Below are 25,523 nucleotides of genomic sequence, written 5' to 3' on the forward strand. Positions count from 1 at the left end.
GTCAGGCCAGCTCCGCCACTACCGCCGCCAGCGCCTTGGCCGGATCGGCTGCCTGGCTGATCGGCCGGCCGATCACCAGGTAGTCGGAGCCAGCGTCCAGTGCCTGGCGCGGGGTCAGGATGCGGCGCTGGTCGTCCTGGGCACTGCCCGCCGGGCGAATGCCCGGGGTCACCAGTTGCAGCGAGGGGTGGGCCGTTTTCAGGGCGTTGGCCTCTAAGGCCGAGCAAACCAGGCCGTCCATTCCCGCCTTTTGCGCCAGCGCCGCCAGGCGCAGCACTTGCTCCTGGGGCTCGATGTCCAGGCCGATGCCCGCCAGGTCTTCACGCTCCATGCTGGTCAGCACGGTCACGCCGATCAGCAACGGCTTGGGGCCGTTGCGCTGGTCCAGCACTTCACGACAGGCAGCCATCATGCGCAGGCCACCGGAGCAATGCACATTGACCATCCACACGCCCATTTCCGCAGCGGCCTTGACGGCCATGGCGGTGGTATTGGGGATATCGTGGAACTTGAGGTCCAGGAACACTTCGAAACCCTTGTCCCGCAAGGTTCCGACGATTTCCGACGCGCAGCTGGTGAACAGCTCCTTGCCGACCTTGACCCGGCAGAGCTTGGGGTCCAACTGGTCGGCCAGCTTCAGGGCGGCGTCACGGGTAGGAAAATCCAGGGCGACGATGATAGGCGTCTGGCAGGCGGACATGGATGAGCTCTCAGGCAAGTCGAAATCGGCGCGCATTGTAGCGGAACCAGCGCCCTAACGGGACCCGATGATCGGCAAATCATTGATCGGCCCTGCCGTCATGTGTGTCAACGCCGATACATTCATGACATGCGCACAACACGACGGGACGCTACCCTCAGCCGCCGAACGCCGCTCTTTCAACGCTTCACGGCCCACCGCCGCGAAGCTTATGCTCACCCCACCCCCCCGCCGCCTTCTTTCGGTTGGCAGCCCCAATGGCAGATGATGCATCTCATGCAGTACACCCCTGCTGCAAATTCTGGCGATCAGAAAGTGTCCGACGACGACAGGCGCTGGAGCACCCGCGCGCTGATCGTCGATGACGACGTACCGATCCGCGAGCTGCTGATCGACTACCTGGGCCGCTTCGGCATTCGCGCCAGTGGCGTAACCGATGGCGCGGCCATGCGCCAGGCGATGCAGGCAGAACACTTCGACGTGATCGTGCTAGACCTGATGCTGCCGGGCGAAGACGGCTTGCAACTGTGCCGCTGGCTGCGCGCCGAGTCGAATATTCCAATCCTGATGCTGACGGCCCGCTGCGAACCCACCGACCGCATCATCGGCCTGGAGTTGGGCGCGGATGATTACATGGCCAAACCTTTTGAACCCCGGGAGCTGGTGGCGCGAATCCAGACCATCCTGCGCCGGGTGCGCGACGATCGCAGCGAGCAGCGCGCCAACATTCGCTTCGATAGCTGGCGGCTCAACAGCGTGCTGCGCCAACTGGTTTCCGCCAACGGGCTGGTAGTGCCCCTCTCCAACGCAGAATTCCGCCTGTTGTGGGTGTTCATCGAGCGACCACGCCGAGTGCTCAGCCGTGAACAATTGCTGGACGCCGCGCGCGGTCGCTCGATCGAGGCCTTCGACCGCAGTATCGATCTGCTGGTCTCGCGCTTGCGCCAGAAACTGGGGGACGATCCGAAGGCTCCGCAGTTGATCAAGACCGTGCGCGGTGAAGGCTACCTGTTCGATGCGCGGGATATCGGTTGATGCGCCTGCGCTTCGATTCCCTGTTTGGCCGCCTGTTCGGCGTGCTGCTGGTGGCGATCGTGCTGGCGCACCTGCTGGCCTTTGCCTGGTTTTTTCATTACGACAAGCCACCTCCCGGGCCGCCCCCGGAATTTTCCCATCAAACCGCAGGTCCCTCGCACTCCGGCCCGCCACCCGGCCCACGCCCCCGGTTTGGCGGGCCTGTGGTGCCCCTGACGTTTCAATTTGTGTTCCTGATCGTTGCGGCCTGGTACGGCGCCAAGCTGTTGACTCGGCCCATCCAGCGACTGAGCGACGCCGCCCAACGGCTGAGCGAGGACCTCCATAGCCCGCCATTGGAAGAGAACGGTCCGCGGGAGGCCCGCCAAGCCGCCCATACGTTCAACCTGATGCAACAACGGATCCGCGAGCAGGTACAGCAACGCTCGCGCATGCTTGGCGCGGTATCCCATGATCTGCGCACCCCACTTGCGCGACTCAAGCTGCGCCTGGAGCAGATCAACGACCCCCGGCTGCAGGATCAGATGCGTCAAGACCTGGACGATATGATCGGCATGCTCGACGCGACCCTGACCTATCTCCACGAACAACGCACCAGCGAAGCGTTGCAATGGATGGACGTGCAGGCGCTGGTTGAATCATTAAGCGAAAACGCCCAGGACCACGGCGCCAATGTGCATGCCAGCGGTACCTGCGCGCCCTTGCGGGTGCAACCGATGGCACTGCGTTCATGCATCAACAACCTCATCGACAATGCCGTGCGTTACGCGGGCGACGCATCGATCGTGCTGGACGATCAGCAGCACCAGTTGCTGATCCGGGTGATTGACCACGGCCCTGGCATCGCGGCGGACAAGCGCGAAGCGGTATTCGAGCCATTCTTTCGCCTGGAGGGTTCGCGCAACCGCAACTCGGGAGGCGTCGGCCTGGGCATGACCATCGCCCGGGAGGCCGCCGAACGCCTGGGCGGGCACTTAAGCCTGGAAGAAACACCCGGCGGCGGGTTGACGGCGGTGATTCGCGTGCCCCGTGTGGCCTGAACCGCTGCGTTACCGCGCCTGGCTCTTGCTCCAATCCGTCAGCAAGCTGTACGCCACCGCCAGCAGGGTCGGACCGATGAACAACCCGATGAAACCGAACGCGATCAAGCCACCGAACACCCCGAGCAACACGATCACCAGCGGCAGGTTTCCACCACGACTGATCAGGTAGGGCTTGAGCACGTTGTCCATGCCACTGATGATGAACGTGCCCCAGATACCCAGGAACACCGCCATCCCATACTCGCCCTTCCACGCCAGCCAGGCCGTGGCAGGTATCCAGACCAGCGGCGGCCCCATGGGAATCAGGCTGAGCAGGAAGGTGACGATACCCAGTACCAGCGCACCCGGCACCCCGGCGATCAAAAAGCCGATCAGCGCCAGTACCGCCTGAGCCGCGGCGGTACCGATCACCCCGTTGACCACTCGCTGCACCGTGCCGGCCACCAATTCGACATAGTACCCGGCACGATCACCGATCAGCCGCTCCAGCAGCCCCTGGACAAACGCCGCCAATCGCGGGCCGTCCCGGTAGAAAAAGAACACGAACACGATGCTCAGGGTCAGTTCGAGGATTCCGCCGCCGATCTGCGCGCTACGGGCCAGCAACCAGTTGCCGACACGTCCCAGGTAGGGCTTGATGGACACCATCATCGCCGCGCCCTGCTGGTCGATGCTGTTCCAGAGCGTTACCAGGCGCCCGCCCACCAGCGGTACGCCGGCGAGCCAGTCGGGGGCTTCGGGCAGGCCATCGACCTGCACATCCCTGACAAAGGCCGTGGCATCGCGCACATGATCGGCGAGATTGAAGCCCAGCCACACCAGCGGCACCGCCACCAGCAACATCCAGCCGACCGTCAGCAAGGCCGCCGCCAAGGATTCGCGACCGTTGACCCAACGGGTCAGCAGGCGCATCAGTGGCCAACTGGCAAAAGCGAGCACAGCCCCCCAGAACAGCGCCGACCAGAACGGAGCCATCACCCAGAGGCTGGCCCCGAACAACACCAGGAGCAGTATTTGCACCAACAGCCGATCGTTATTGAGCATGTAGGGTCTCGAGAAATGAACAAGGCCGGGCTAGGACGACACGCGCGTTTGCCACGTCAGCTTATCGCAACAGCTCCAGGTGCAAGCCCGCCGTGTTACCGCCGGCCGCTTCCATTCTTGCCGCCCGGACGCCCTGCTCGACCAGCGCCTGGCGCCACGCCTCGGCGTGTGGGCCGGCGACGCTGACCCGAAGGCCGGTGTCCAGGTTCAAGGCCCGAGACAACAGGCGTAGCCAGGCTTCCTCCGGTTCGCCGGCAAGACGCGGCAAGTCCAGCACGCCGGTGTCCTTGAGCTGGCGCAACAACGTGGCAGAAGTCGGCAGCACATCCCCCAGGGGCGCGCTCGCTTCGAACTGCTCGACATGCAGGTAGGCCTTGCGGTTGCCACGGGTGATGGCATACAGCGCGATCAGCGTGTTGTCCGCCGGCGGCGCCAGGCGCAGCAACAGGTAGGCCTGGCCATTGTCGGCGCCATAGAGCTTGGCATTGCCGAACACTTCGTTGGCCCACAGGCTGCTTTCGCCACAATCGCGGGCCTGGCACCAGAACAGCAGCTCCGCGCCCTGTTTCTGCAAGGCTTCGCGGGCGGCGGTGAACGCTTGTGTGGCGGTATGTTCCGGCGGCAGTTCGTAGGTCACCGAGGTGGTGTTGCCACGGGCATCGACCTGCCCGTCGAAACGCAGTTGGCCGCTGATCTTGCGAATCGACCCCATGGGGTAGATACGCTCAAGGTCGCTGGTTTGCCGATAATCGACGATTTGCGCGTCCGGCATGCGCGGCACGCGTTCCAGATCCTGGCTGCCGGGTACATCGGCAGCCAGGGATAGCGGGCTGAAACCGGCCAGTGCCAGCAGGACGAATGAACGAATGGATAGTTTCATTGGATCGGCTTGGCCTGGGTCCGCGCGACGCAAAGGCGTTCATCAATGCACAGCAAGGCAAGTGAATGGATATCTGTCATGGTTGGCTCCCTTTCAACCCGCCCAGCCTCGACACTTGCCCGGCGCAAGTCAAGAAACGCTGAAGAACCGATTGAAACAGTCTGCTACAAGAGCGGCACCGACCTCGTCGTTCAGGTGCAGATGATGGCCGCCAGGTAACTGTTCATGACTGAAGGGTAGACGCTCCAGCAATTCGGGGTGCTGGGCAAGCATGCCGTCGGCCGCGACCACCAAGTGCGCGGGGCAAGCGACCCGCGCGACGAAGGCCATGGCCTGTTCCTCGGTCAGGCGCAGCGGCGAGGGCAAGGTCAGGCGATTGTCGGTGCGCCAGGTGAACCCTCCCGGCACCGGCATCAAGCCGCGCTGGGCCAGTAGCTCGGCGGCTTCGCGACTGACTGCCACCAGTCCCTTCATACGCGCTTCGATGGCCCGGTCGAGGGTTTTGTAGACGGGTTTGCGTTTTTGCTGCAAATCCAGTTGCGCTTGCAGGGCCATGCCCATGCGCTCGGCAGCATTGTCGCCTTTCGCTGTAGGAGGAATCACCCCATCGATCAAGGCCAGGTGACTGATCCGTTCCGGCAAGGCACCGGCCAAGACCAGCGAGACAATGGCCCCCATGGAATGCCCCAGCAGCCCGAAACGCTTCAAGCCCAGTTGCTCGGCGACTTGCAGCACATCGTGGGCATAATCCCACAGGGCATAGCCGGCGCCGGGCGGACGGTGCCCGGAATGTCCGTGACCGGCCATGTCCAAGGCAATCACCCGTACGCCCTGGAGCATAGGCGCCAGCCGGGCGAAGCTGTTGGCGTTGTCCAGCCAGCCATGCAGGGCAATCACCGGCCGGCCATCTTCCGGCCCGAACAAATGGGCCGCCAACTCGATGTGGGGCAGGCTCAGGCGAATTTCTTCGACGACGCTCATGGGCTACGACCCTGCCAGCGCTGCAGCAGGCCCTTGAGCAAGTTGGCCGTGTCCTGGGGATATTCGAGTGGAAACATGTGACCACCCGGCATGGTCAAGGATTCGCCCAAGGGCATGCGGCTCACGGATCGGGCGTGATGACGCATCACCACCCGACTCTGTCGGCCCCGCACTACCGCCAACGGGATGTCGAGCTTTCGAGCCCTCCCGGGGCTGGTGTGCGGCACGCCTCGGTAGATGCTGATTTCCGTGGCCGGGTCGAAGCGCAGCCGCAACCGATCACCAACCGGCTGTAAGCCATGTTGCAGGTACGCTTCGAAGCACTCCGGGTCGAAACCGCGAAACAACGTCTTGCCGGCAAAATATTCCCGCGCCGACGCCAGGTCGTTGAATTCTTCCCGCCGCCCCAGGGTTCGCCCGGCCGGCGTCAAGCGATCGATGAAGCCCAGGCGCTTGGCGGCAAGAATCAGCCAGCGGTCGGCGCGGGTCAGGACCGGGGAATCGAGCATGACCACACCACGATACAACTGCGGGCAGCGCAACGCCGCATGCAAATGCAGTACGCCGCCCAGAGAATGCCCGACGCCCCACACTGGCTGCGATTGCCGCTCAAGGTGGTGAATCAGTTCGTCCACCAGACTGTTCCAGTTGTCGTCGACCGGGAATCGCGGGTCATGGCCGTGCAGTTCGAGGTGGGAAACCTCGTACTGCGGCGCCAGCGCGGCAAACAACTTACCGTAGGTGGCGGAGGGGAAACCATTGGCGTGGGCGAAAAACACCTGTTGCGACATATTGGCCGATCCATTGCGAGAACTGCGACCGATTTTGCGCAGAACCTGATGGTGCGGCAATGACCGGAACTGACAGGAATGATGACAGCAACATTGAGCCTCGAGCTGCAAGCTACAAGTAAAAGCGGGACTGCTTAGCTTGTAACGTCTCTTAGCGCGCCGGCGGCTGCTCACCCAATGGAACCACCGCCATGGTCAGGCGCGATACGCAGTTGACCTTGCCGTCATCATTGACCAGGCGGATGTCCCAGACCTGGGTGGTGCGGCCCAGGTGAACCATCCGGGCCGTCGCGGTTACTCGCCCGCTGCGCACGCCACGCAAGTGGTTGGCGTTGATTTCCAGGCCGACGCAGTAGAACTTGCTCGTGTCGACGCACAGATAGGCCGCCATGGAGCCGACTGTCTCGGCCAGCACCACGGACGCGCCGCCGTGCAACAGGCCGAACGGTTGATGGGTACGATGATCGACCACCATGCTCGCGGTCAGGGATTCGTCGTCGAAAGATTCGAAACGGATGTCCAGCACTTCGCTGATGGTGTTCTTACCGGCCGCGTTCAGTTGTTCAATATTGGGGGTGGTGCGCCACAGACTCATCGCTGCCCTTCCTTTATGTTTTTGTTTTGTCTTGGGACGGTTGTTCTCAGGGGTGCCTGAGGCTCTTGAGTTTCATCGAACCGGCCAGCGGCAGGTCGCCCTCCAGCTCGGCCAGGCCTGCCGTCGATACTTGTTCCGGTTGCTGCAGATGACCGTGCTGCAAAAGCCCCAGCAAGCTGCCCACCAGTGGGTTATGGCTGACCAGCAGCACGTTGTCTTGATCATCCAGGTGTTTCAATACCTCGGCCGGACGGGTTTCCGGCGTGAGCCAATCAACCGTGACCAACTCCGGCTCGAACCCCAGCGCCTCGCGAACCAATTGCGCGGTCTGTTGGGCACGTACATAGGGGCTGGCAAAAATGGCCCGCAGGGGCTCGCCCATCAACCGACCGGCGCTGAGCAAGACTTCCTCGCGGCCATGGATGGTCAGCACCCGTTCAGGGTCGGGACGAACACCGTGGGGCTCGGCCTCGCCATGACGCAACACCCACAATTTCATAGCTTCGGCTCCTCGTCCCGGGCGGGATGTGGTGCCGGTGCAACGGTGTGGGGGGTTTCACCTTCCGGTGTGCGTGGGGTTGGCCAGTCGGCGAATGGCCAAGGCTTCTGGTCGCTATGGAAAGTGCCGAAGCGACCGATCTGCGCCAGGAACTGGCTCAGGCTGTCGCCAAAATTCATCAGGCTGGCACTCGGTGCGCCGTAGATCAGCCGGTAGATCAATTGCACCAGCACCACGGCGCCGAGGATCAATTGCGCCACCTGCCAGACCAGCAGGTAAATCACCATCCACAGCACTCGCAGCAGGATGGATTCGTATTGCGGCTGCCCTTTCGGATCGTTCATGGTTCGCTCCTGCTTGCGGTCAACGGAATCAGTTGAAACCGCTGGTGGAAATGAAATCGACGTCGGTCTTGGGTTCGCCACGCATCAACAGTTCGATCACCTGCTCCAGCGTGCGCCCTTCGAACAGAATCGCATGCAGACCGGCGACCAGCGGCATGTACACGCCGGCTTCCTGGGACTTGGCCTTGAGCACCTTGAGGGTGTTGACCCCTTCGGCCACTTCGCCCAGGCGCGAGACGGCCTCGTCCAGGCTCAGGCCTTGGCCGAGTGCGAAACCGACCTGATAGTTGCGGCTCTTGGGCGAGGAACAGGTGACGATCAGATCGCCCACGCCGGCCAGGCCGAGGAAGGTCATCGGGTTGGCGCCCTGGCTCACGGCGAAACGGGTCATTTCCGCCAGCGCCCGAGTGATCAGCATGCTCTTGGTGTTCTCGCCCATGCCCAGGGCGACCGCCATGCCGGCGATGATCGCATAGACGTTCTTCAGCGCACCGCCCAGCTCCACGCCGAAACGATCCGCGCTGGCATAGACCCGGAAGGTGCGGCCATGCAGCGCGGCCTGGACCTGCTGGCACAGCTCTTCATCTTCGCTGGCGACGACGGTGGCGGTCAGGGCGTGTTCGGCAATCTCCCGCGCCAGGTTAGGCCCGGATATCACGCCGATTCGCGCCTTGGGGGCGATGTCCGCAAGAATCTCGCTCATCAGCTTGAACGTTTGCGCCTCGATGCCTTTGGTCAGGCTCACCAGCAATTTGCCGCTCAAGCGCTCGGCGTGCGGTGCCAGCACCGAACGCAGGGCGCTAGAGGGCAAGGCGACAAAAAACAGATCGCTATTTTGGAGCGTGGCCTGCAAATCGGTCACCGGCTCGACTTCAGGGCGGACCTTGATGGCTTTGAGATAACGCGGATTTTCCCGGTTGACCCGGATGGCCTCGGCCTGCTCCGGGTCACGCATCCACTGGCGCACCGCGTGGCCATTCTCCGCCAGCAGGTTAGCCACGGCGGTGCCGAAACTCCCGCCTCCCAGGACCGCAATCGGGCGCTGTTCAGTCATATGCAATCCGCTCTTCCATACCAAGTGGCAATGCCGGGCATTATACGGAGCAGCCAGAGCGCGACCAGCCCCGTCCGCAATTACCCATCGCTGTAGGAAGCTGACCACCAATTCCTAGGAAAATGCTGTCAACGTGAATGGAAAAGTCGTTCGGCTCGGTTAACATGCCCGCCATCCTTCTTCTATCCAAAGGCTGTGCCGTGTTCGTTGGCCCCACCCGTCCAGGCTCATCACTGCTATTGGCGCTGATCATCAGCCCGCCAGCGGTGGCCGACGACTTGTTCGTGGACAACCAGCCCCTCCCCCAGGTATTGACCGCCACGCGCCTGAAGCAGTCGCCGGCGGCGGTACCCGGCAGCATGACCGTGCTGGACCGTGAATTGATCAAGGCCAGCGGCGCTCGGGAGATCAGCGAATTGTTGCGCCTGGTGCCAGGCATGATGGTCGGCAACATCAGCGGCAACCAGCCCACCGCCAACTACCACGGCACCAGTGCCAGTGAAGCGCGGCGCATGCAAGTGCTGATCGATGGTCGCTCGGTGTACCGGGCCGGCCTGGCGACAGTGGACTGGAGCGATATACCGGTCGCCATGGAAGACATCGAGCGGATCGAAGTCTTTCGCGGCCCCAACACCGTCAGCTATGGCGCCAATGCACTGATGGCCGTCGTCAACATCATCACCCGCGCCCCGGCCGACAGCCACGGCACCCGTTTCAAGGTTACCCGAGGCCAGAACGGCATCAGCGACTGGTACGCCAGCCAGGGCACAGGCTGGGAAGACGGTGACATGCGATTGTCGCTGTCCGGCCAGCAAGACGACGGTTTTGACAGCAACCGCAACGGGGCCGACTACCGCGACAGCCGTCGCCTGAACCGCTTCAACCTGTCCGTCAGCCAAACCCTGGATGAATACCAGAGCATTGACTGGCAGTTGAATGCCAAGGAAGGGACCAACCAGCGGCCCTACACCTACCGTCCGGTGTTTGCCGGGATTACCGAAGCTGGGGATAACTCCGACGTCAGCGCCAAGGATTACGCCGCTTCGCTGCGCTGGAACCTGGACCTGAATCCTAACCACAGCCTTTATATCCAGGGTTCGATGCAGCATTGGGATCGCCAGCAGACTTGGCGCGCCTGCGATGCGGAGGTGTCGTTCAGCCCGCAATTGACCGATCTGTGGCAGCTCAACCCCAACTATGCCGAGAAGCTGGCGCGCAATATTCCCAGTTTCCTGAATACCGGGGTCCCCGCCGGCACGGCCCAGGAACAGGCACTGGCCAATCAAGTGCTCGACCAATGGCGAAACGGTGCTTCCCGGACACTGTGTGGCGATATCGACCAGAGCGCCCGGGAGTCGCGCTACGACCTTGAGGTTCAGGACACCCTCAGTCTTTCCGACAGCCTGCGGCTAGTCACCGGCGTGAATTATCGTTACGACCGGGCCGATTCGCAGACGTACTTCAACGGCACCCTGGACGACACCACTTACCGTTTTTTCGGCCAGCTCGAATGGCGGGCCAGCGAACACTGGTTGTTGCAGGGCGGCGCGATGTTCGAGGACGCACGCCTGACGGGCAGCTCGCTGACCCCTCGGATGGCAATCAACTACCTGATCACCCCGCGACACGGCCTCCGGGCGGTCTATTCCGGGGCGGTGCGCTCGCCGGACATGTTCGAGAACAACGTCAACTGGAGTTATCAAGTCACCAATCTACGGCCGGCCGCCTTTGGTCAGGACAGCGCCCGTTATTTCGTTCGAACGCGCGGCCCTGGAAACCTGGATCAGGAGCACATGCGCTCGCGTGAGCTTGGCTACAACGGTTATTTCATGGATTTGGGCCTGGCGGTGGACGTGAAGCTGTTCCACGACCAAATCACCGGAATGATCAGCGAACCATTGCGCAACAACCAGTACATCGCCAGCAACAGCAACGAATCGCAGTTCACCGGCGCCGAAACCCAATTCGATTGGCGGATGACAGCGGCCGACCGGCTGCGCCTGACCTACGCCTATGTCGATGCGCTGGCCAGCAACCCCCTCGACGAACAGCTGACCGCCCGCAACAGCGGTTCGGCCGGCTGGCTGCGCGATTGGGGCCGGGGCTGGAACAGCGCGGTTTTCTATTACGCCGCCGACGCCCTCAACGGTTACCGCTACGAACGGATCGACAGCCGCCTCGCCCGGCGCATTCCCCTGGGCAAAGCCAGCCTGGAAGTCGCGGGGACCCTGCAGCAACGCCTCGATGACCAGCCGACCACGTTCGTCGACAACCGCTACGATTCCCGCCATGTGGTGTATTTCAGCGCGGAGTTGTCCTTCTAGATGTCCCGGTGCCAACCCCGCACGACGCCCTTTCGTGGCCGCCTGTGGTGGTTACTGTGCCTGGCATTTGCCGGCCTGCTGGTCACGCTCGAGGCTCGGGCCGCCGAGGTCCTGTTGACAGGCGCCCAGGACAGCCCCGGCGTGCAGTCATTCACCCAGGCCTTGCAGGCCCGGCGTCCCCAGGACCGCGTGCGATTCACCCCATTGGCCAACCTGCCGGCGCCGGATCGGTTGCCGGATGACGTGCGCCTGATCCTCCTCGACCCGCCGAGCCTCGACTGGCGCCTGCAAACGCCTCGCGGGCCGGCCACTCTGGTGCTGCGGATCAGCCGTCAGCAAGCCCGGGAACGCCTGGGTGACGGGACGCCCGGACACCTGAGCCTGCTCTGGAGCGATCCACCGATGGGCCGGCAGTTGCGCCTGATTCGTCAGGTCCTGCCACAAGTACGGCGGGTCGGCGTGCTGTACGACAGGCACAGCGAGTTCCTGCTCAAGGACCTTCAGCAGGCAGCGTTGCCGCTGGGCCTGCAAATCGTCAGCGAACGCTGGGACGACATCAACGACAGCCGCCCTTTGCAAAACCTGCTGGGCCAAAGCGACGTCTTGCTGGGCCTCGACGACCCCGACCTTTATAACCCCAAGACCGTGAAGAACCTGTTGCTGAGCAGTTACGCCCGGCAACGCGCGCTGATCGGGCCAAGCGCCGCCTTCGTCAAGGCCGGCAGCCTGGCCAGCACCTACAGCGACCAGGAAGACTGGCTGGCGATTCTCGACGAATTGCTGGACCGCCCCGCCGCCACGTGGCCGCGCAGCCTGTATCCGCCCCGCTTCAAAGTCTTGAGCAATCAACAGGTCGCTCGCTCGTTGGGGATCGAACCGATTGACGTCGAATCCGTCGCTACGCAGCTGGCAGAAGGAGAATACCGTCCATGACCTTGCGTCGCCGCTGGGATATCAATACCCGTACCCAGCTCATCGCCCTGGGGCCGGCACTGCTGCTGACGGTGCTGTTGATCAGCTTCTTCACCTTCGTGCGAATCCAGGACCTGCGCCAGGAACTCAACCACACCGGGCAGCTGATCGCCAACCAACTCGCTCCAGCCGCGGAGTATGGCGTCATATCCGGTAACAATGACGTGCTGGAAAGCCTGCTGACGGCCACGCTCGCCACGCCTCATGTGCGCTTTTTGGAAGTCCAGGACCGCACCGAGCGGGTTCTCGTGTACGTGGAACAACCGTCGCAAACCCGCAACCATTCCCAGCAGGTCGAAGTATTCCAGGCCCCCGTTCGCCTGCAGCGCATTGCCCTCAACAATGATTTCCTGCAAGGCAACAGTCCGCCCATCGAGGCGGCCGGCGAGGATTACCTGGGCCGCGTCATTGTCGGCATGTCCAGCGACGCCTTCAGCCAGCGGCAACAGGAGATCCTGCTCAAGGCAGCGGTCCTGGCCCTGTTTGCGCTGCTGTTCACGTTTCTGGTGGCGCGCCGCCTGGCAGCGAGCCTGTCGCAGCCGATTCGCGACATCGGCCATGCGGTCAAGGCCATCCAGCAGGGTGATTACAGCAGGCCCTTGCCTATTGTCGACGACGGGGAATTGGGCGCCCTGTCGCGGCACATCAACAACCTGGCCGCGGGCCTCGAACAAGCAAGCCGCGAACAGCACCAGGCCATGGCTCAATTGATCAAGACCCGGGAGGAAGCAGAAAAGGCCAACAGCGCCAAGTCGGAATTCCTGGCGATGATGAGCCACGAACTGCGCACGCCCATGAATGGCGTATTGGGCATGCTGCAATTGCTGGAAACCACCCATATGACCGATGAGCAGCATGAATACACCGCGCTGGCATCGGAATCCACCGAGCACCTGTTGAAGGTCATCAACGACATTCTCGACTTCTCGCGCATCGAGCGTTCGGCGCTGGAGCTGGAGCACATCCCGTTCAACCTGGCCGAGCTGGTGGGCAGTTGCGCGCAGTCGTTCCAGCACAGCGCCGCGCAGCGCAAGCTGGGCCTGGACCTGCTGGTCCCCGACGACATGAAACCGCTGCAGGTACAAGGCGACCCGACGCGGATCCGGCAAATCCTGGTGAACCTGATCGGCAACGCGTTGAAATTCACCGACCAGGGCCGCGTTACGGTGCAGTGCCAGTGGCAGGCCCTTGATCACGAATTGCTGTGGTTCACCTGCACCGTGCGCGACAGCGGCATTGGCATCCCGGCCGAAAGCCTGGAGCGCATGTTCGACGCCTTCCAGCAGGCCGACAGTTCCATTTCAAGACGCTACGGCGGCACGGGCCTCGGCCTGCCGATCGCCCGCACCCTGGCCGAACGCATGGGCGGCACGCTGCGGGCCCAGAGCCAGGAAGGCCAGGGCTCGGTGTTTACCCTGGAAATCCCGCTGGCCCTGTCGCGCCTGGCGCCACCGACCCTGCCCCTGCGCCTGCCCGGCGGCGGTAGCAACGGAGAAGGCCGCAATGTCTTGTTGGTGGAAGACAATCCGGTTAACCAGACGGTGATCGAAGCGATGCTGCGCAGCCTCGGCTTCAAGGTCAGCGTCGCCACCGATGGCGCCCAGGCCGTACGTAGCGCCGAGAGCCTGATTTTCGAAGCGATCCTGATGGACTGCCGGTTGCCGGTCATCGACGGTTACGAAGCCACGCGGCAGATCCGCCAGTTGCCCGGCTGCACCGACGTGCCCATCATCGCCCTGACCGCCAATGCACTGCAGGGTGATCGCGAAGCGTGCCTGGCAGCGGGCATGAACGATTACCTGGCCAAACCCTTCAAACGAATCGACTTGCAGCAGATTCTGCAACGCTGGGTCGGGTAAATGCAGGGCTTAGGACTATCTGCGACTGGCGTGAAAGGCGAAAGTGCGGCAGTCTTAAGCACCCGGCCACGCCTCGATCGGGGAAGGAATAACTATTTCAGTGCACAGGTGTACATTGATTTTCCCGTGTGCTGTGACTTTCACTACAACGCAATAGTCTATGAGTAGGCTGCCGACTCGAGGCATGAACGCTTCGATCGGCCGGGAAGATTTGCCCCACCCTGCCGCATGGGACTATTGAGGAGCTCGCATGACCAAACAAAACGCCTTTACTCGGGAAGATCTGCTGCGCTGCAGTCGCGGTGAGCTGTTCGGCCCAGGTAACGCGCAACTGCCCGCCCCGAACATGCTGATGGTGGATCGCATCACCCATATCAGCGATGAGGGTGGCAAGTACGGCAAAGGTGAATTGGTCGCCGAGCTGGATATCACTCCGGACCTGTGGTTCTTCGCCTGCCATTTCGAAGGCGATCCGGTGATGCCCGGCTGCCTGGGCCTGGATGCCATGTGGCAACTGGTCGGCTTTTTCCTCGGCTGGCAAGGCCTGCCGGGTCGCGGCCGCGCCCTGGGTTCGGGCGAAGTGAAGTTCTTCGGTCAGGTACTGCCGACTGCGAAGAAGATCACCTATAACATCCATATCAAACGCGTCCTCAAGGGCAAGCTGAACATGGCCATCGCCGATGGTTCGGTGGCTGTCGACGGTCGCGAGATCTACACCGCCGAAGGCCTCCGGGTTGGCGTTTTCACTTCCACTGACAACTTCTAAGGGTTATCCGCATGCGCCGCGTCGTTATCACTGGTCTGGGCATCGTTTCGTGCCTGGGCAATGACAAAGAGACCGTCTCCGCTAACCTGCGTGCAAGTCGCCCTGGCATCCGGTTCAATCCGGAATATGCCGAAATGGGTCTGCGTAGCCAGGTTTCCGGCTCCATTGACCTGAACCTCGAAGAGCTGATCGATCGCAAGATCTACCGTTTCGTCGGCCACGCGGCGGCTTATGCCTACCTGGCCATGAAAGACGCCATCGCTGACTCCGGCCTGACCGAAGAGCAGGTCTCCAACGTACGGACCGGCCTCGTGGCAGGTTCCGGCGGCGCCTCCACCTTGAACCAGATGGAAGCGCTGGACATCCTGCGCGAAAAAGGCGTCAAGCGTGTCGGCCCGTACCGCGTCACGCGGACCATGAGCAGCACCGTTTCGGCCTGCCTGGCCACGCCGTTCAAGATCAAGGGCCTGAACTACTCCATCGCTTCCGCCTGCGCCACCAGTGCCCATTGCATCGGTACCGCCATGGAACAGATCCAGATGGGCAAGCAGGACATCGTGTTCGCCGGTGGCGGTGAAGAAGAACATTGGAGCCAGTCGTTCCTGTTCGACGCCATGGGCGCCCTGTCCAGCAAGCGCAACGACGCGCCGGAAAAAGCCTCCCGTGCCTACGACGCCGACCGTGACGGTTTCGTCATCGCCGGCGGTGGTGGCATGGTCGTGGTCGAGGAGCTGGAACACGCCCTTGCCCGTGGCGCGAAGATCTATGCGGAAATCGTCGGCTACGGCGCCACCTCCGACGGCTATGACATGGTCGCACCGAGCGGTGAAGGTGCCGTGCGCTGCATGCAGATGGCCATGTCCACCGTCGATGCACCGATCGACTACCTGAACACCCACGGCACCTCGACCCCGGTCGGCGACGTCGCGGAAATGAAGGGTGTGCGCGAAGTGTTCGGCGACAAGGCCCCGGCCATCAGCTCCACCAAGAGCCTGTCGGGTCACTCCCTGGGCGCCGCCGGCGTTCACGAAGCGATCTACTGCATGCTGATGATGGAAGGCAACTTCATGGCCGGTTCCGCCAACATCGACGAACTGGATCCGGAAGTGGCCGACCTGCCTATCCTGACCCAAACTCGCGAGAACGCCACCATCAACACCGTGATGAGCAACAGCTTCGGCTTCGGTGGCACCAACGCTACCCTGGTGATGAAGCGCTGGCAGGGCAAGTAATTCCCGCTGGTACGCCACACACAAAAACGCCCCGACTGGTTCGGGGCGTTTTTTTGTCTGACGGATATGCCTGAATTCCTTGTGGGAGCGAGCCTGCTCGCGAAAGCGGAGTATCAAGCAACAACGCTCTGACTGTCATACCGCCTTCGCGAGCAGGCTCGCTCCCACACTTTGATCTGTGCAAATGAAGTTTCAGCGCACGACAAACCGTTGCTGCGTCAACAGCCGATCCCCCTGGAACACCATGAACCGCCACTCCCCCGGCACCACTTCGTGGCTTTCGGTAAATTCATAGGCCATGACGTCCCGGGGCGCGCCGGGCACCAGTTTCTGGATGACTTCGAATTTGTCGTGGCGTACGCCATCGGGTGTGCGGATACCGGGGGTGAAGTACAACAGGGTCAACGGCTGGTCGTCAGCGACCTTGCCCGCCAACTGATAGCGCATGCCGAATTTGGTGCCCAGCTTGGCCGGAACACTTTCGGTCTGGCGGATCTGCTCATTGCTGCGACGCAAGACCCGCTCGCCCGATTGCAACTCGGCCTTCGGCCCTTCGAATACCCCATATTCCACCGGGCCTTCGACACGAACTTCCGCCTGGGCCAGGCCGCAGGTCAACAACAGCGCGAGCAGTGCGCTTGAACGGGTGAGGTGCATGGTGCGCTCCTTGATTGAGATGAGCGCGAGGGTATGACGCGGGGGTGACAGGCTGATGACAAAGCGGTGTTCAACAGGCCAGCTAAAGCCCGGATACAGGGTTGACCTGTGGCGAGGGAGCTTGCTCCCTCGCCACAGGAGCGGGCTCAGCGGGTGACTGAGCGCGGCAACACGGCCAGAAAGTTGTCCCGCGCCACCTTCCGCGCCACATCCTCAGGCAAGGCATCCAGGAACGGATCGAAGCTGTGCAACTCCTTACCCAATTTGTTGAACCGTCCTACCACGTCCGATCCCACCATGAACCGCTCCGGGAAGCGCTCCACCAGTTTCAACCATTCGTCCCGGGGCTTGCCCGCCTCATCCAGTAGATACGGCGTGAGCATGCTCCAGGACAGGTCGATGAAAAGATTGGGATAAGACTCCAGCATCCGCGTCAGGGTCGGCAGCAGAAAATCCAGCCGGGTCTGGTGCCGGTGAATCTCCATGCTCGTGCCGGCATGGGCCCAGATGAACCGTGTGTGTGGATGGTTGCGCAGCGGTTCTTCGATTTCTGCCAGGTACAGCGGATTTCTCTCACGCTTGGACGTGATGTTGGAATGCAGCATCACGGGCAGATCATTCTCCGCCGCCAGGTGATAGATGCGGGTCATGGCTTCGTTGTTGGCGCGCGGCGTGTCGCCGGAGGTCAGCGCCGTCAGGTCGTCATGACGGGTGAACACTTCGCCGATGCCTTGCCACAGCCCCGGATAGAGATCGAGCATGCGCTGGATATGCGCATCGGAGTTCTTGTCATTGGGGTTGAAGCCCGACAGGAATGGATGGAAATGCTGGCGTTGCTCAGCGGGGAGCTTGGACACCGCGGCAGCGACAATCACATCGGTGGCGCTGTACCAATAGGCGTCCGCATCGTCACCGGCGTAGTAACGCGGTCGCTTGGGTTCGTCTTCGTGCCATTTCTTCGCCACGGGCACGCCGGAAATCATCACATGCTCGATGCGATTGTCCGCCATGGCCTTGAGGAGCTTGGCCATGCCGGCGGTTTCCTGGAAGAAATCGACGTAATGCAGGTGCGCATCACTGTAGGCATATTCGCGAGCCGAGCCGGTGCTGCACGTAACGGCCAGCAGGCAGGCGAACATCAAACGGATCGAGGGCACGGGCATTCTCCATAGGCCATGAGCAGCATAGACCCCAGCCGTGCCGCCTGGGTTCAAGCCGGCGCTGCCGTCCGTTGCAACCTCGGGTTATGCTCTGCCCATCCGTCGTTCAACCTGGAAGACACCATGACCGCTCCCCTCATCGTTCGTCCCCGCGCAGAAGACGTGGAAGGCCAGCCGATTCTTCGGCCCTTGCCGTCCGCTAAATGCCGCAGCGTCGGGCCTTTCGTGTTTTTCGACCATATGCTGCAAACGTCCTACCCGGCCGGCCGAGGCATGAACATTCGCCAACATCCACACATCGGTCTGTCCACCCTCACCTACTTGTTCGAGGGCCAGATCCAGCATAAGGACAGCCTCGGTTCCGATCAGGTGGTAAACGCCGGGGATGTCAGTTGGATGACCGCCGGCAGCGCCATTGCCCATGTCGAGAGGACACCGAAAGCGTTGTTGGAGAGCGGCTTCGTGCTGCATGGGCTGCAAATCTGGCTGGCCTCGCCCAAGTCTCACGAGGAAGGTCCCGGGCACTACAGCCATCATCCGGCACAGAGCCTGCCGGTCAGTGAGAACCTGGGGGTGAACATCCGCATGATCGCCGGGTCAGGCTTTTGCCTGGAATCGCCGGTGCCAGTGCTGTCTCCTACGCTTTACGCCGAACTGAACCTGCAGACCGCAACGACGCTGCTGATTCCCACGGAACATGAAGAACGCGCACTGTACATCCTGGACGGCGAGGCGCAGTTGGACGGTGAGCCGCTTGAGCCCCATTCACTGGTGATATTGCCTGCCGGGGAAGAAATGACGCTGTCTGCCGACACCGAGTGCCATGCGGTGCTGTTCGGCGGTGCGCCCTTGGATGGGCCACGGCGGATGAATTGGAATTTCGTCTCCAGCGACCCGGCCCGCATAGACGAAGCCCGCCGACGCTGGGCGGCCGGGAACTGGCCAACCGTACCAGGGGAAAGCGAGCGGATCGAGTTGCCCTGATTCAAGGGTTGCCTGTCAGGCAGACATCGCGAGCAAGCTCGCGCCCTCACTGAATCGGTGCGGTTCACAAATGCCGAGAACAACTTGATCCAATGTGGGTGCGAGCTTGCTCGCGATGGCTTTGTACCAGACAAAAGAGATCCGGGCCCGACGTCAGCCCTTGAACACTTCATCCAGCAGGTTATGCATCGAGCGGAACGCCCGTCCGGCGACCTTGGCGTCGTACATCATCTTGCCAGGCACATTGGCCTGCGGGTCGGTGAACGAGTGCACCGCACCGCCGTAGCTCAGCAATTGCCAATCCACCCCAGCCGCGTTCATTTCATCTTCGAAGGCCGGCAGCTGTTCCTTTGGCACCAGCGGGTCGGAGGCGCCGTGCAGGACCAATACCGCGCCCTCGATGTTCTGCGCATCAACCGGGTTCGGCGTATCCAGGGTGCCGTGGAATGAGATCGTCGCTTTCAAGGGGGCGCCAGTGCGAGCCAACTCCAAGGCGCAGCATCCCCCAAAGCAAAAACCAAAAGCGGCCAGCTTCGCCGTGTCGACCTTCGCTTGGTCCTGGCTCTGCAGTTGCTCGAACGCTGCCTGCATGCGCTTGCGCAACAACGCCCGGTCGTTCTTGAGCGGCATCATCGCCGCTCCCGCCTCATCGGCATTGCTCGGGCGCACTGTTTGCCCGTAAAGGTCGGCAATCAGCACCACATATCCGTTTGCCGCCACAGACCTGGCGATTTCCTCGGCCCCCGCCCCAACACCCATCCAGTTCGGCGCCATCAGCAAACCCGGACGTGGGCCCTGTTGATTGACGTCGAAGGCCAGGCGCCCCTCATAACTTTGACCATCGACCTGATAGACCAGCGAACGAACCGTAACCTGACTCATGACGGACTCCTCTTTGACTGAACACCAGAAATGACAAAACCCGCCGAAGCGGGTTTTGTCTCACTTGATCAAGCTGACAGTTCAACCAACAGCTTGTTCAGGCGACGTACATACGCAGCCGGGTCTTTCAAGCTGTCGCCAGCCGCCAGGGCCGCCTGGTCGAAGAGAATGTGCGACAGGTCGCCGAAACGCTCTTCGTTCTGCTCGTTGTCGAGCTTCTCCACCAGCGGGTGGGCCGGGTTGAATTCAAAGATCGGCTTGGAGTCCGGGACTTTCTGTCCGCTGGCTTCGAGGATCTGGCGCATCTGCAAACCGAGGTCTTGCTCACCGATGGCCAGGATCGCCGGGGAATCGGTCAAGCGGTGGGAAACCCGCACTTCGCTGACGGCTTCGCCCAAGGCAGTCTTGATCCGCTCGACCAGGCCTTCTTTGCTCTTGGCGACTTCTTCGGCAGCTTTCTTGTCTTCTTCCGAATCCAGGTTGCCAAGGTCGAGATCGCCACGGGCCACGTCGACGAAGCTCTTGCCGTCGAACTCGTTGAGGTAGCTCATCAGCCACTCGTCGATGCGATCGGTCAGCAGCAGCACTTCGATGCCTTTCTTGCGGAAGACTTCCAGGTGCGGGCTGTTCTTGACCTGTGCATAAGTCTCGCCGGTCAGGTAGTAGATCTTGTCCTGTCCTTCCTTGGCGCGAGCCAGATAGTCGGCCAGGCCAACGATCTGTTCGCCATCCTCACCCTGGGTCGAGGCAAAGCGCAGCAGGCCAGCGATCTTCTCTTTGTTGGCGAAGTCTTCGGCCGGACCTTCTTTCATGACCTGGCCGAAGTTTTTCCAGAAGCTCTTGTACTGCTCGGGCTCGTTCTTCGCCAGTTTCTCCAGCATGTCCAGCACGCGCTTGGTCAGCGCCGACTTCATGGAGTCGATGATCGGATCTTTCTGCAGGATTTCCCGCGAAACGTTCAGCGACAGGTCATTGGAATCCACCACACCCTTGATGAAGCGCAGGTAAAGCGGCAGGAACGATTCGGCCTGGTCCATTACGAACACGCGCTGCACGTAAAGCTTCAGGCCACGTGGCGCTTCGCGCTGGTACAGGTCGAACGGCGCGCGGGCCGGCACGTACAGCAGCGAGTTGTATTCCAGCTTGCCTTCGACCTTGTTATGGCTCCAGCTCAGCGGATTTTCGTAATCGTGGGCGATGTGCTTGTAGAACTCCTGGTATTCCTCGTCCTTTACCTCGGTGCGCGGACGGGTCCACAAGGCACTGGCGCGGTTGACGGTTTCCCATTCCACTTCGGGCTTTTCTTCGCCTTCGGCAGCGGTGGCTTCCTTCGGCAGCTCGATCGGCAGCGCGATGTGGTCGGAGTACTTCTTGATGATGTTGCGCAGGCGCCAGCCATCGGCAAACTCGTCTTCGCCAGACTTGAGGTGCAGGACGATGCGGGTGCCGCGATCGGCCTTGTCGATGGTCGCGACCTCAAACTCGCCCTCGCCCTTGGAGGACCAGTGCACGCCTTCGCTCGGGGCGAGGCCGGCACGGCGGCTGAACACTTCAACGTGATCGGCAACGATGAACGCGGAATAGAATCCGACGCCGAACTGACCGATCAGGTGGGAATCCTTCTTCTGGTCGCCAGACAGGTTTTTCATGAAATCGGCTGTGCCGGACTTGGCGATGGTGCCCAAGTGCGTGATCACCTCGTCGCGGCTCATGCCGATACCGTTGTCTTCGAGGGTGACGGTCTTGGCGTCCTTGTCGAAGCTCACACGGATTTTCAGCTCGGCGCCGCCCTCCAGCAGTTCTGGCTTGGACAGCGCTTCGAAACGTAATTTGTCGACAGCGTCGGAGGCGTTCGAAATCAGCTCGCGGAGGAAAATTTCCTTATTCGAATACAGCGAGTGAATCATCAGGTGCAGCAGTTGCTTCACCTCGGTCTGGAAGCCCAGGGTTTCCTTTTGAGTTTCCACGCTCATGGTCATCAAACTCCAAGTGGATGGTGGTGTCCGCCTCGCAGAGAATGGCGGCGGGATGTCCACAAGGTGGGGGCAACGTTGATGATTTCAAGGGCCGCTCGGCCTGGAGGGCGCCGGGATCTTGAAATGAGCACGGGCGGTGGCAATGGGTTCGGCTTCGGACTCTTGCCAGGCCGTGACCGCCACGTTGGCCACGCGCCGCCCTTGGCGCCAGACCTGGCACCGGGCAAAGGTGTCGCGGAACTGCCCGGCACGCAGGTAATCCAGGGAAAAATCGATGATCTTCGGCACACCGGTCGCACGGGTGGCAATCAGCAGATGAACGGCGGCCGACAGCTCCATGAATCCGGCGATGACCCCGCCGTGGATAGCGGGCAGTAAAGGGTTACCGATGTTGTCTTTATTGGCCGGCAGGCGAAACAGCAGATCATCACCCTGGCGGGTGCATTCGACGCCGATGAGCCGCGCATAGGGAATCGAAGCCAGCAGCATCGCGACGTCACCCTGCTCGCAAGCCTGGCGCAGTTGCACCTCGGTAAGATCGGTCATGGTGTCAGCGCGGCAGCCGTGGGGCCGCCTCCCTTGAGTCCTCGGGCGTTGTCGCCCAGGCGCATGAAAGTACCCACAACGTGGGCAATGGGCTGCTCGGGATCATCCTGATAGGCAAATCCCCGGCTGAAAATCACATCCGGCGTCACCCGATAGCATTGGGCGAAACCATAGATGGCCTTGTTGGGCCTGGCAGCGTGCATGTAGTCGATGCGCAGGTCCAATGTCGGGCAGACTTCGAATTGCGGCAGTACACATAAGGTCGACATGCCGCAGGCGGTGTCCATCAATGAAGTCAGCGCTCCGCCATGGACAATGCCCGTCAGGGGATTGCCGACAAGATGAGCGCTGTAGGGCAACTCCAGCGTCAACCCATCGCGACTGGCGCTGTGCAGTTTGATGCCCAGCACGTGGCAATGCCTGAGCGCCGATAAAAAGCGGGTCGCGCGCTCAAAAACGGGATCTTCAGCCATTGACCGATAACTCCTTCAGGGACTTTCAGGTGCACCCGGCAAAGTTCCATCGGTGTGCAAAGTTATATATCTAACGAGCGAGAGGAACTTAACCCTGAGGGCACGGTTCAAAAGGCCAGTAGTTATATCCATAAGGAGAAACACCCCATGCGTAAGACTTTAGCTATTGCCTTGATGTTGGCCGCCTCTCTCGGTCTCGCTGCCTGCGATAAAAAATCCGAGGACAAGGCTCAAGATGCCCAACAACACGCTGAACAAGCTCAGCAAGACATGAACAAAGCACAGGATAAAGTGAACGACGCGGCGAAAGAAAACGCCGAAGCCGCCAAAGATCAGGCTGAATCGAACAATGCCGCGCAACAGGAACAAGCCCCTGCCGACGCGCCTAAAACCAACTGATACGGTTTTAGCAGTAAAAGAAAACCCGCCTGGTGCGGGTTTTCTTTTGCCTGCGATTCAACCAGTCACGCCGTCAGGCGGTTTCCTTGCCGGTTTCGGGCGCTGGTGCCTCGGTGGGCGTATAGACCATGACGTCCAGCACGTCCGAATGGAACTCGCGCTGATACAACACAAAGACCACGCCGGCGCTCATCAACATGAACAACCACGGGCTGACGAACCAGGCCAACATGGTCATGCCGAAATAATAGGAACGCAAACCGAAGTTGAACTGGTTGGCCGCCATGGAAATAACCCGCGCCGCCCTCGAAGCAAAGGCCTTGCGCTCAAGCTCGGACACGTGCCGCTCACCGATCATCGGCGCCGACCCCACCAGGACGGCGGCGAAATTGTATTGGCGCATGCACCAGCTGAACGTGAAGAACGCATAGACGAACACCAACGCCAGACACAGCAGCTTCACTTCCGCCATGCCTTGGGAGGCCTGCTGCACCAGCGGCAGGTCAGCCAGCAACGAAACCGCTCGATCAGACGCTCCGAGCACCGTCAGGATACCCGCCAGGATAATCAATGTACTGGAGGCAAAAAACGACGCGTTGCGCTCCAGGTTGCCGATCACGCTGGCATCGGCGATGCGGTTGTCGCGCAGCAACATGCGTCGCATCCAGTCTTCACGGTACAAATGCATAACGCTGGCCAAGCATGCCGTGTCGCGAGCCTTCCAAGAGGCATACCGGGTATAACCGGCCCAGCAGATGACGAACCATACCGCGGCCAGGAGATGGATCAGGTTGGCTTGGATGAATGACATGCAATTCCCTGTGGCAGAAACAAAATCGGTGGCAATAGTATCAGCGAACCCTGTGGGAGACACCGCGGGCAAAAAAATGCCCCGTATCGACTGATACGGGGCATTTCGGTCTTATCGGTGAGCTGCAGCGAGACGCTTAAGCCAAGGCTTCGCTGCGCTTGCCCAGCAACCGATCGCACACCACGGCGACCGCCAGGGTCATGACCGAAGGCACCAGCCACGCCAGGCCTTGCTCGCTCAACGGCAGATGGGCCAGTTGCGCCGGCATCCAATCCGCCAGCCCTGCCCCCTTGAGCGCATCGATCAAGCCGAACAGGAACGACACCAGCATGACCGGGCCGACAATCCGACCTTGCTCGTGCCAGAAATCCTTGCAGAAGCTCAGGGCCACCAGCGCGATACAAGGTGGATAGATCGCAGTCAGGACCGGGATCGAGAGGGCAATCAGCTTGGTCAGGCCCAGGTTGGACACCAGCAGCGAAAATGCCGCGAGGATGATCACCAAGGTCTTGTAGGACAGCGGCAGTACACGGCTGAAGTACTCGGCGCAGGCGCAGGTCAGGCCGACGGCGGTCACCAGGCATGCCAGGGAAATCAACACCGCAAGGAAGCCGCTGCCCAAGCTGCCGAAGGTGTGCTGTACGTAGGCGTGCAACACAGCGGCGCCGTTGGTCGCGCCCGCCGCCACTTCGTGGCTACCGGAGCCCAGGCGGAACAGGCTGACATAAACCAGCGCCAGCCCCACACCGGCAATCAGCCCGGCGATGATGGCGTAACGGGTGATCAAGGCCGGCGACTCGACGCCCCGAGAACGGATGGCGTTGACGATAACAATCCCGAACACCAGAGCGCCAAGGGTATCCATGGTCAGGTAACCATTGATGAAGCCTTGGGAAAACGGAGCCGCCACGTACTCGGGTGTCGCCACGCCGATATCGCCTGCGGGCAGCGCAAACGCAGCGATGCCGAGCACGGCCAGGGCGATGATTTTCAGCGGCGCGAGAAAGCGCCCGACGGTATCGAGCAGGCGTCCTGGATAGAGCGAAATGAAGAACACCAGCAGGAAGTACACCGCGCTATAGAGAAACAGCGCCAACGGACTTTCGCCGGTCAGCGGCGCCAGGCCTACTTCAAACGATACGGTGGCGGTTCGGGGCGTGGCGAACAGCGGGCCGACCGCCAGGTAGCAAACTGCCGCCAGCAAGCCACCGGCAATCTTGCCGATTGGGCTGCTCAACGCGTCCATCGCGCCACCGACTTTCGCCAGCGCAACGACGGTGATCACCGGCAACCCAACCGCAGTGATCAGGAAGCCCAACGCCGCCATCCAGACATGAGGCCCGGACTGCAAACCAACGATAGGCGGGAAGATGATATTGCCGGCCCCGACGAACAGGGCAAATGTCATGAAACCAAGCGCCAGGATGTCCTGACCTTTCAACACTTTCATTAAGGAAACCACACTACTGAATCGGAATTTAGAGAGGGATTTCCCTGAAGGGTGAGGGAAATGCTG

At 61.5% G+C, this 25,523-nt stretch carries 26 protein-coding genes; 9 read left to right on the top strand and 17 right to left on the bottom strand.

Annotation, left to right across the window (positions count from 1 at the left end; translation table 11 throughout):
* Position 1 precedes the first annotated feature (1 nt).
* Complete coding sequence (gene pyrF / locus DOCECA_RS14885; RefSeq protein WP_420766907.1) at positions 2 to 700, bottom strand: orotidine-5'-phosphate decarboxylase; 699 nt, start codon at positions 698 to 700, stop codon at positions 2 to 4.
* Positions 701 to 976: 276 nt separating this feature from the next.
* Here pyrF and DOCECA_RS14890 point away from each other — a divergent pair, with 276 nt between their 5' ends.
* A complete protein-coding gene (locus DOCECA_RS14890; protein ID WP_445570738.1) occupies positions 977 to 1,735 on the top strand; it encodes a response regulator in 759 nt (252 codons plus the stop codon).
* A complete protein-coding gene (locus DOCECA_RS14895; protein ID WP_434560046.1) occupies positions 1,735 to 2,775 on the top strand; it encodes a sensor histidine kinase in 1,041 nt (346 codons plus the stop codon). Before DOCECA_RS14890 ends, DOCECA_RS14895 begins: the two co-directional genes overlap by 1 nt.
* 9 nt (positions 2,776 to 2,784) lie before the next feature.
* On the opposite strand, the gene DOCECA_RS14900 is transcribed toward DOCECA_RS14895, so the two are convergent.
* The 8 genes from DOCECA_RS14900 to DOCECA_RS14935 all read right to left on the bottom strand — a co-directional run bounded on the left by DOCECA_RS14900 (position 2,785) and on the right by DOCECA_RS14935 (position 8,966).
* A complete protein-coding gene (locus tag DOCECA_RS14900; RefSeq protein WP_445570739.1) occupies positions 2,785 to 3,822 on the bottom strand; it encodes an AI-2E family transporter in 1,038 nt (345 codons plus the stop codon).
* A 61-nt stretch (positions 3,823 to 3,883) separates the two neighbouring features.
* On the bottom strand, positions 3,884 to 4,702 hold the full coding sequence (locus DOCECA_RS14905) for a DUF4892 domain-containing protein (protein ID WP_445570740.1): 819 nt from the start codon (positions 4,700 to 4,702) through the stop codon (positions 3,884 to 3,886).
* Between the two features lie 129 nt (positions 4,703 to 4,831).
* Positions 4,832 to 5,683, bottom strand: a complete 852-nt coding sequence (locus DOCECA_RS14910; RefSeq protein WP_434560050.1) for an alpha/beta hydrolase — start codon at positions 5,681 to 5,683, stop codon at positions 4,832 to 4,834.
* The gene (locus DOCECA_RS14915; protein WP_445570741.1) at positions 5,680 to 6,474 is read right to left on the bottom strand and encodes an alpha/beta fold hydrolase; all 795 of its coding nucleotides are present in this window, start codon (positions 6,472 to 6,474) and stop codon (positions 5,680 to 5,682) included. Before DOCECA_RS14915 ends, DOCECA_RS14910 begins: the two co-directional genes overlap by 4 nt.
* A gap of 151 nt (positions 6,475 to 6,625) precedes the next feature.
* On the bottom strand, positions 6,626 to 7,069 hold the full coding sequence (locus DOCECA_RS14920; protein ID WP_420766914.1) for a hotdog fold thioesterase: 444 nt from the start codon (positions 7,067 to 7,069) through the stop codon (positions 6,626 to 6,628).
* Between the two features lie 46 nt (positions 7,070 to 7,115).
* The gene (gene sixA, locus DOCECA_RS14925; RefSeq protein WP_420766915.1) at positions 7,116 to 7,568 is read right to left on the bottom strand and encodes a phosphohistidine phosphatase SixA; all 453 of its coding nucleotides are present in this window, start codon (positions 7,566 to 7,568) and stop codon (positions 7,116 to 7,118) included.
* Complete coding sequence (locus tag DOCECA_RS14930; RefSeq protein WP_420766916.1) at positions 7,565 to 7,912, bottom strand: DUF4389 domain-containing protein; 348 nt, start codon at positions 7,910 to 7,912, stop codon at positions 7,565 to 7,567. The genes sixA and DOCECA_RS14930 overlap by 4 nt, the downstream gene beginning before the upstream one ends.
* Positions 7,913 to 7,940: 28 nt before the next feature.
* The gene (locus DOCECA_RS14935; RefSeq protein WP_445570742.1) at positions 7,941 to 8,966 is read right to left on the bottom strand and encodes an NAD(P)H-dependent glycerol-3-phosphate dehydrogenase; all 1,026 of its coding nucleotides are present in this window, start codon (positions 8,964 to 8,966) and stop codon (positions 7,941 to 7,943) included.
* 164 nt (positions 8,967 to 9,130) lie between these two features.
* Between DOCECA_RS14935 and DOCECA_RS14940 the strand changes: the two genes are divergently transcribed.
* The 5 genes from DOCECA_RS14940 (at position 9,131) to fabB (ending at position 16,119) form a co-directional block, all read left to right on the top strand.
* Positions 9,131 to 11,290: a TonB-dependent receptor plug domain-containing protein gene (locus tag DOCECA_RS14940; protein ID WP_445570743.1), complete on the top strand. Its 2,160-nt coding sequence runs from the start codon at positions 9,131 to 9,133 to the stop codon at positions 11,288 to 11,290.
* Positions 11,291 to 12,223, top strand: coding sequence for an ABC transporter substrate-binding protein (locus DOCECA_RS14945; RefSeq protein WP_445570744.1), 933 nt, complete (start codon positions 11,291 to 11,293; stop codon positions 12,221 to 12,223).
* A complete protein-coding gene (locus tag DOCECA_RS14950; protein ID WP_445570745.1) occupies positions 12,220 to 14,121 on the top strand; it encodes an ATP-binding protein in 1,902 nt (633 codons plus the stop codon). Before DOCECA_RS14945 ends, DOCECA_RS14950 begins: the two co-directional genes overlap by 4 nt.
* 250 nt (positions 14,122 to 14,371) lie before the next feature.
* Entirely contained in the window at positions 14,372 to 14,887 is a 516-nt protein-coding gene (fabA, locus tag DOCECA_RS14955) for a 3-hydroxyacyl-[acyl-carrier-protein] dehydratase FabA (RefSeq protein WP_030138344.1), read from the top strand.
* Between the two features lie 11 nt (positions 14,888 to 14,898).
* A complete protein-coding gene (fabB, locus tag DOCECA_RS14960) occupies positions 14,899 to 16,119 on the top strand; it encodes a beta-ketoacyl-ACP synthase I (RefSeq protein ID WP_420766921.1) in 1,221 nt (406 codons plus the stop codon).
* 192 nt (positions 16,120 to 16,311) lie between these two features.
* Here the strand turns inward: fabB and DOCECA_RS14965 are convergent, their stop codons facing one another.
* Positions 16,312 to 16,776, bottom strand: coding sequence for a DUF3859 domain-containing protein (locus tag DOCECA_RS14965; protein WP_445570746.1), 465 nt, complete (start codon positions 16,774 to 16,776; stop codon positions 16,312 to 16,314).
* A 146-nt stretch (positions 16,777 to 16,922) separates the two neighbouring features.
* Positions 16,923 to 17,939 carry an amidohydrolase family protein gene (locus DOCECA_RS14970; RefSeq protein ID WP_445570747.1) on the bottom strand — a complete coding sequence of 339 codons (1,017 nt, stop codon included), beginning with the start codon at positions 17,937 to 17,939 and terminating at the stop codon, positions 16,923 to 16,925.
* A gap of 120 nt (positions 17,940 to 18,059) precedes the next feature.
* Between DOCECA_RS14970 and DOCECA_RS14975 the strand changes: the two genes are divergently transcribed.
* Entirely contained in the window at positions 18,060 to 18,920 is an 861-nt protein-coding gene (locus DOCECA_RS14975) for a pirin family protein (protein WP_434648585.1), read from the top strand.
* A 153-nt stretch (positions 18,921 to 19,073) separates the two neighbouring features.
* On the opposite strand, the gene DOCECA_RS14980 is transcribed toward DOCECA_RS14975, so the two are convergent.
* The 4 genes from DOCECA_RS14980 to DOCECA_RS14995 form a co-directional block, all read right to left on the bottom strand.
* Positions 19,074 to 19,802 (bottom strand): dienelactone hydrolase family protein, encoded by a 729-nt coding sequence (locus DOCECA_RS14980; RefSeq protein WP_434607162.1) that lies wholly within the window; start codon positions 19,800 to 19,802, stop codon positions 19,074 to 19,076.
* A gap of 68 nt (positions 19,803 to 19,870) precedes the next feature.
* Positions 19,871 to 21,775 (bottom strand): molecular chaperone HtpG, encoded by a 1,905-nt coding sequence (gene htpG, locus DOCECA_RS14985; RefSeq protein ID WP_420766926.1) that lies wholly within the window; start codon positions 21,773 to 21,775, stop codon positions 19,871 to 19,873.
* Between the two features lie 87 nt (positions 21,776 to 21,862).
* On the bottom strand, positions 21,863 to 22,324 hold the full coding sequence (locus DOCECA_RS14990) for a PaaI family thioesterase (protein WP_434648589.1): 462 nt from the start codon (positions 22,322 to 22,324) through the stop codon (positions 21,863 to 21,865).
* Positions 22,321 to 22,797, bottom strand: coding sequence for a PaaI family thioesterase (locus tag DOCECA_RS14995; RefSeq protein WP_434560070.1), 477 nt, complete (start codon positions 22,795 to 22,797; stop codon positions 22,321 to 22,323). Before DOCECA_RS14995 ends, DOCECA_RS14990 begins: the two co-directional genes overlap by 4 nt.
* A gap of 147 nt (positions 22,798 to 22,944) precedes the next feature.
* Between DOCECA_RS14995 and DOCECA_RS15000 the strand changes: the two genes are divergently transcribed.
* Positions 22,945 to 23,196 (top strand): hypothetical protein, encoded by a 252-nt coding sequence (locus tag DOCECA_RS15000; protein ID WP_420766929.1) that lies wholly within the window; start codon positions 22,945 to 22,947, stop codon positions 23,194 to 23,196.
* Positions 23,197 to 23,269: 73 nt separating this feature from the next.
* Here the strand turns inward: DOCECA_RS15000 and DOCECA_RS15005 are convergent, their stop codons facing one another.
* Together DOCECA_RS15005 and brnQ are read right to left on the bottom strand one after the other, a co-directional pair.
* Positions 23,270 to 24,007 (bottom strand): DUF599 domain-containing protein, encoded by a 738-nt coding sequence (locus DOCECA_RS15005; RefSeq protein ID WP_420766930.1) that lies wholly within the window; start codon positions 24,005 to 24,007, stop codon positions 23,270 to 23,272.
* Between the two features lie 136 nt (positions 24,008 to 24,143).
* The gene (gene brnQ / locus DOCECA_RS15010) at positions 24,144 to 25,457 is read right to left on the bottom strand and encodes a branched-chain amino acid transport system II carrier protein (RefSeq protein ID WP_445570748.1); all 1,314 of its coding nucleotides are present in this window, start codon (positions 25,455 to 25,457) and stop codon (positions 24,144 to 24,146) included.
* Positions 25,458 to 25,523: the final 66 nt, after the last annotated feature.

This window comes from Pseudomonas sp. E102 (assembly GCF_052660185.1).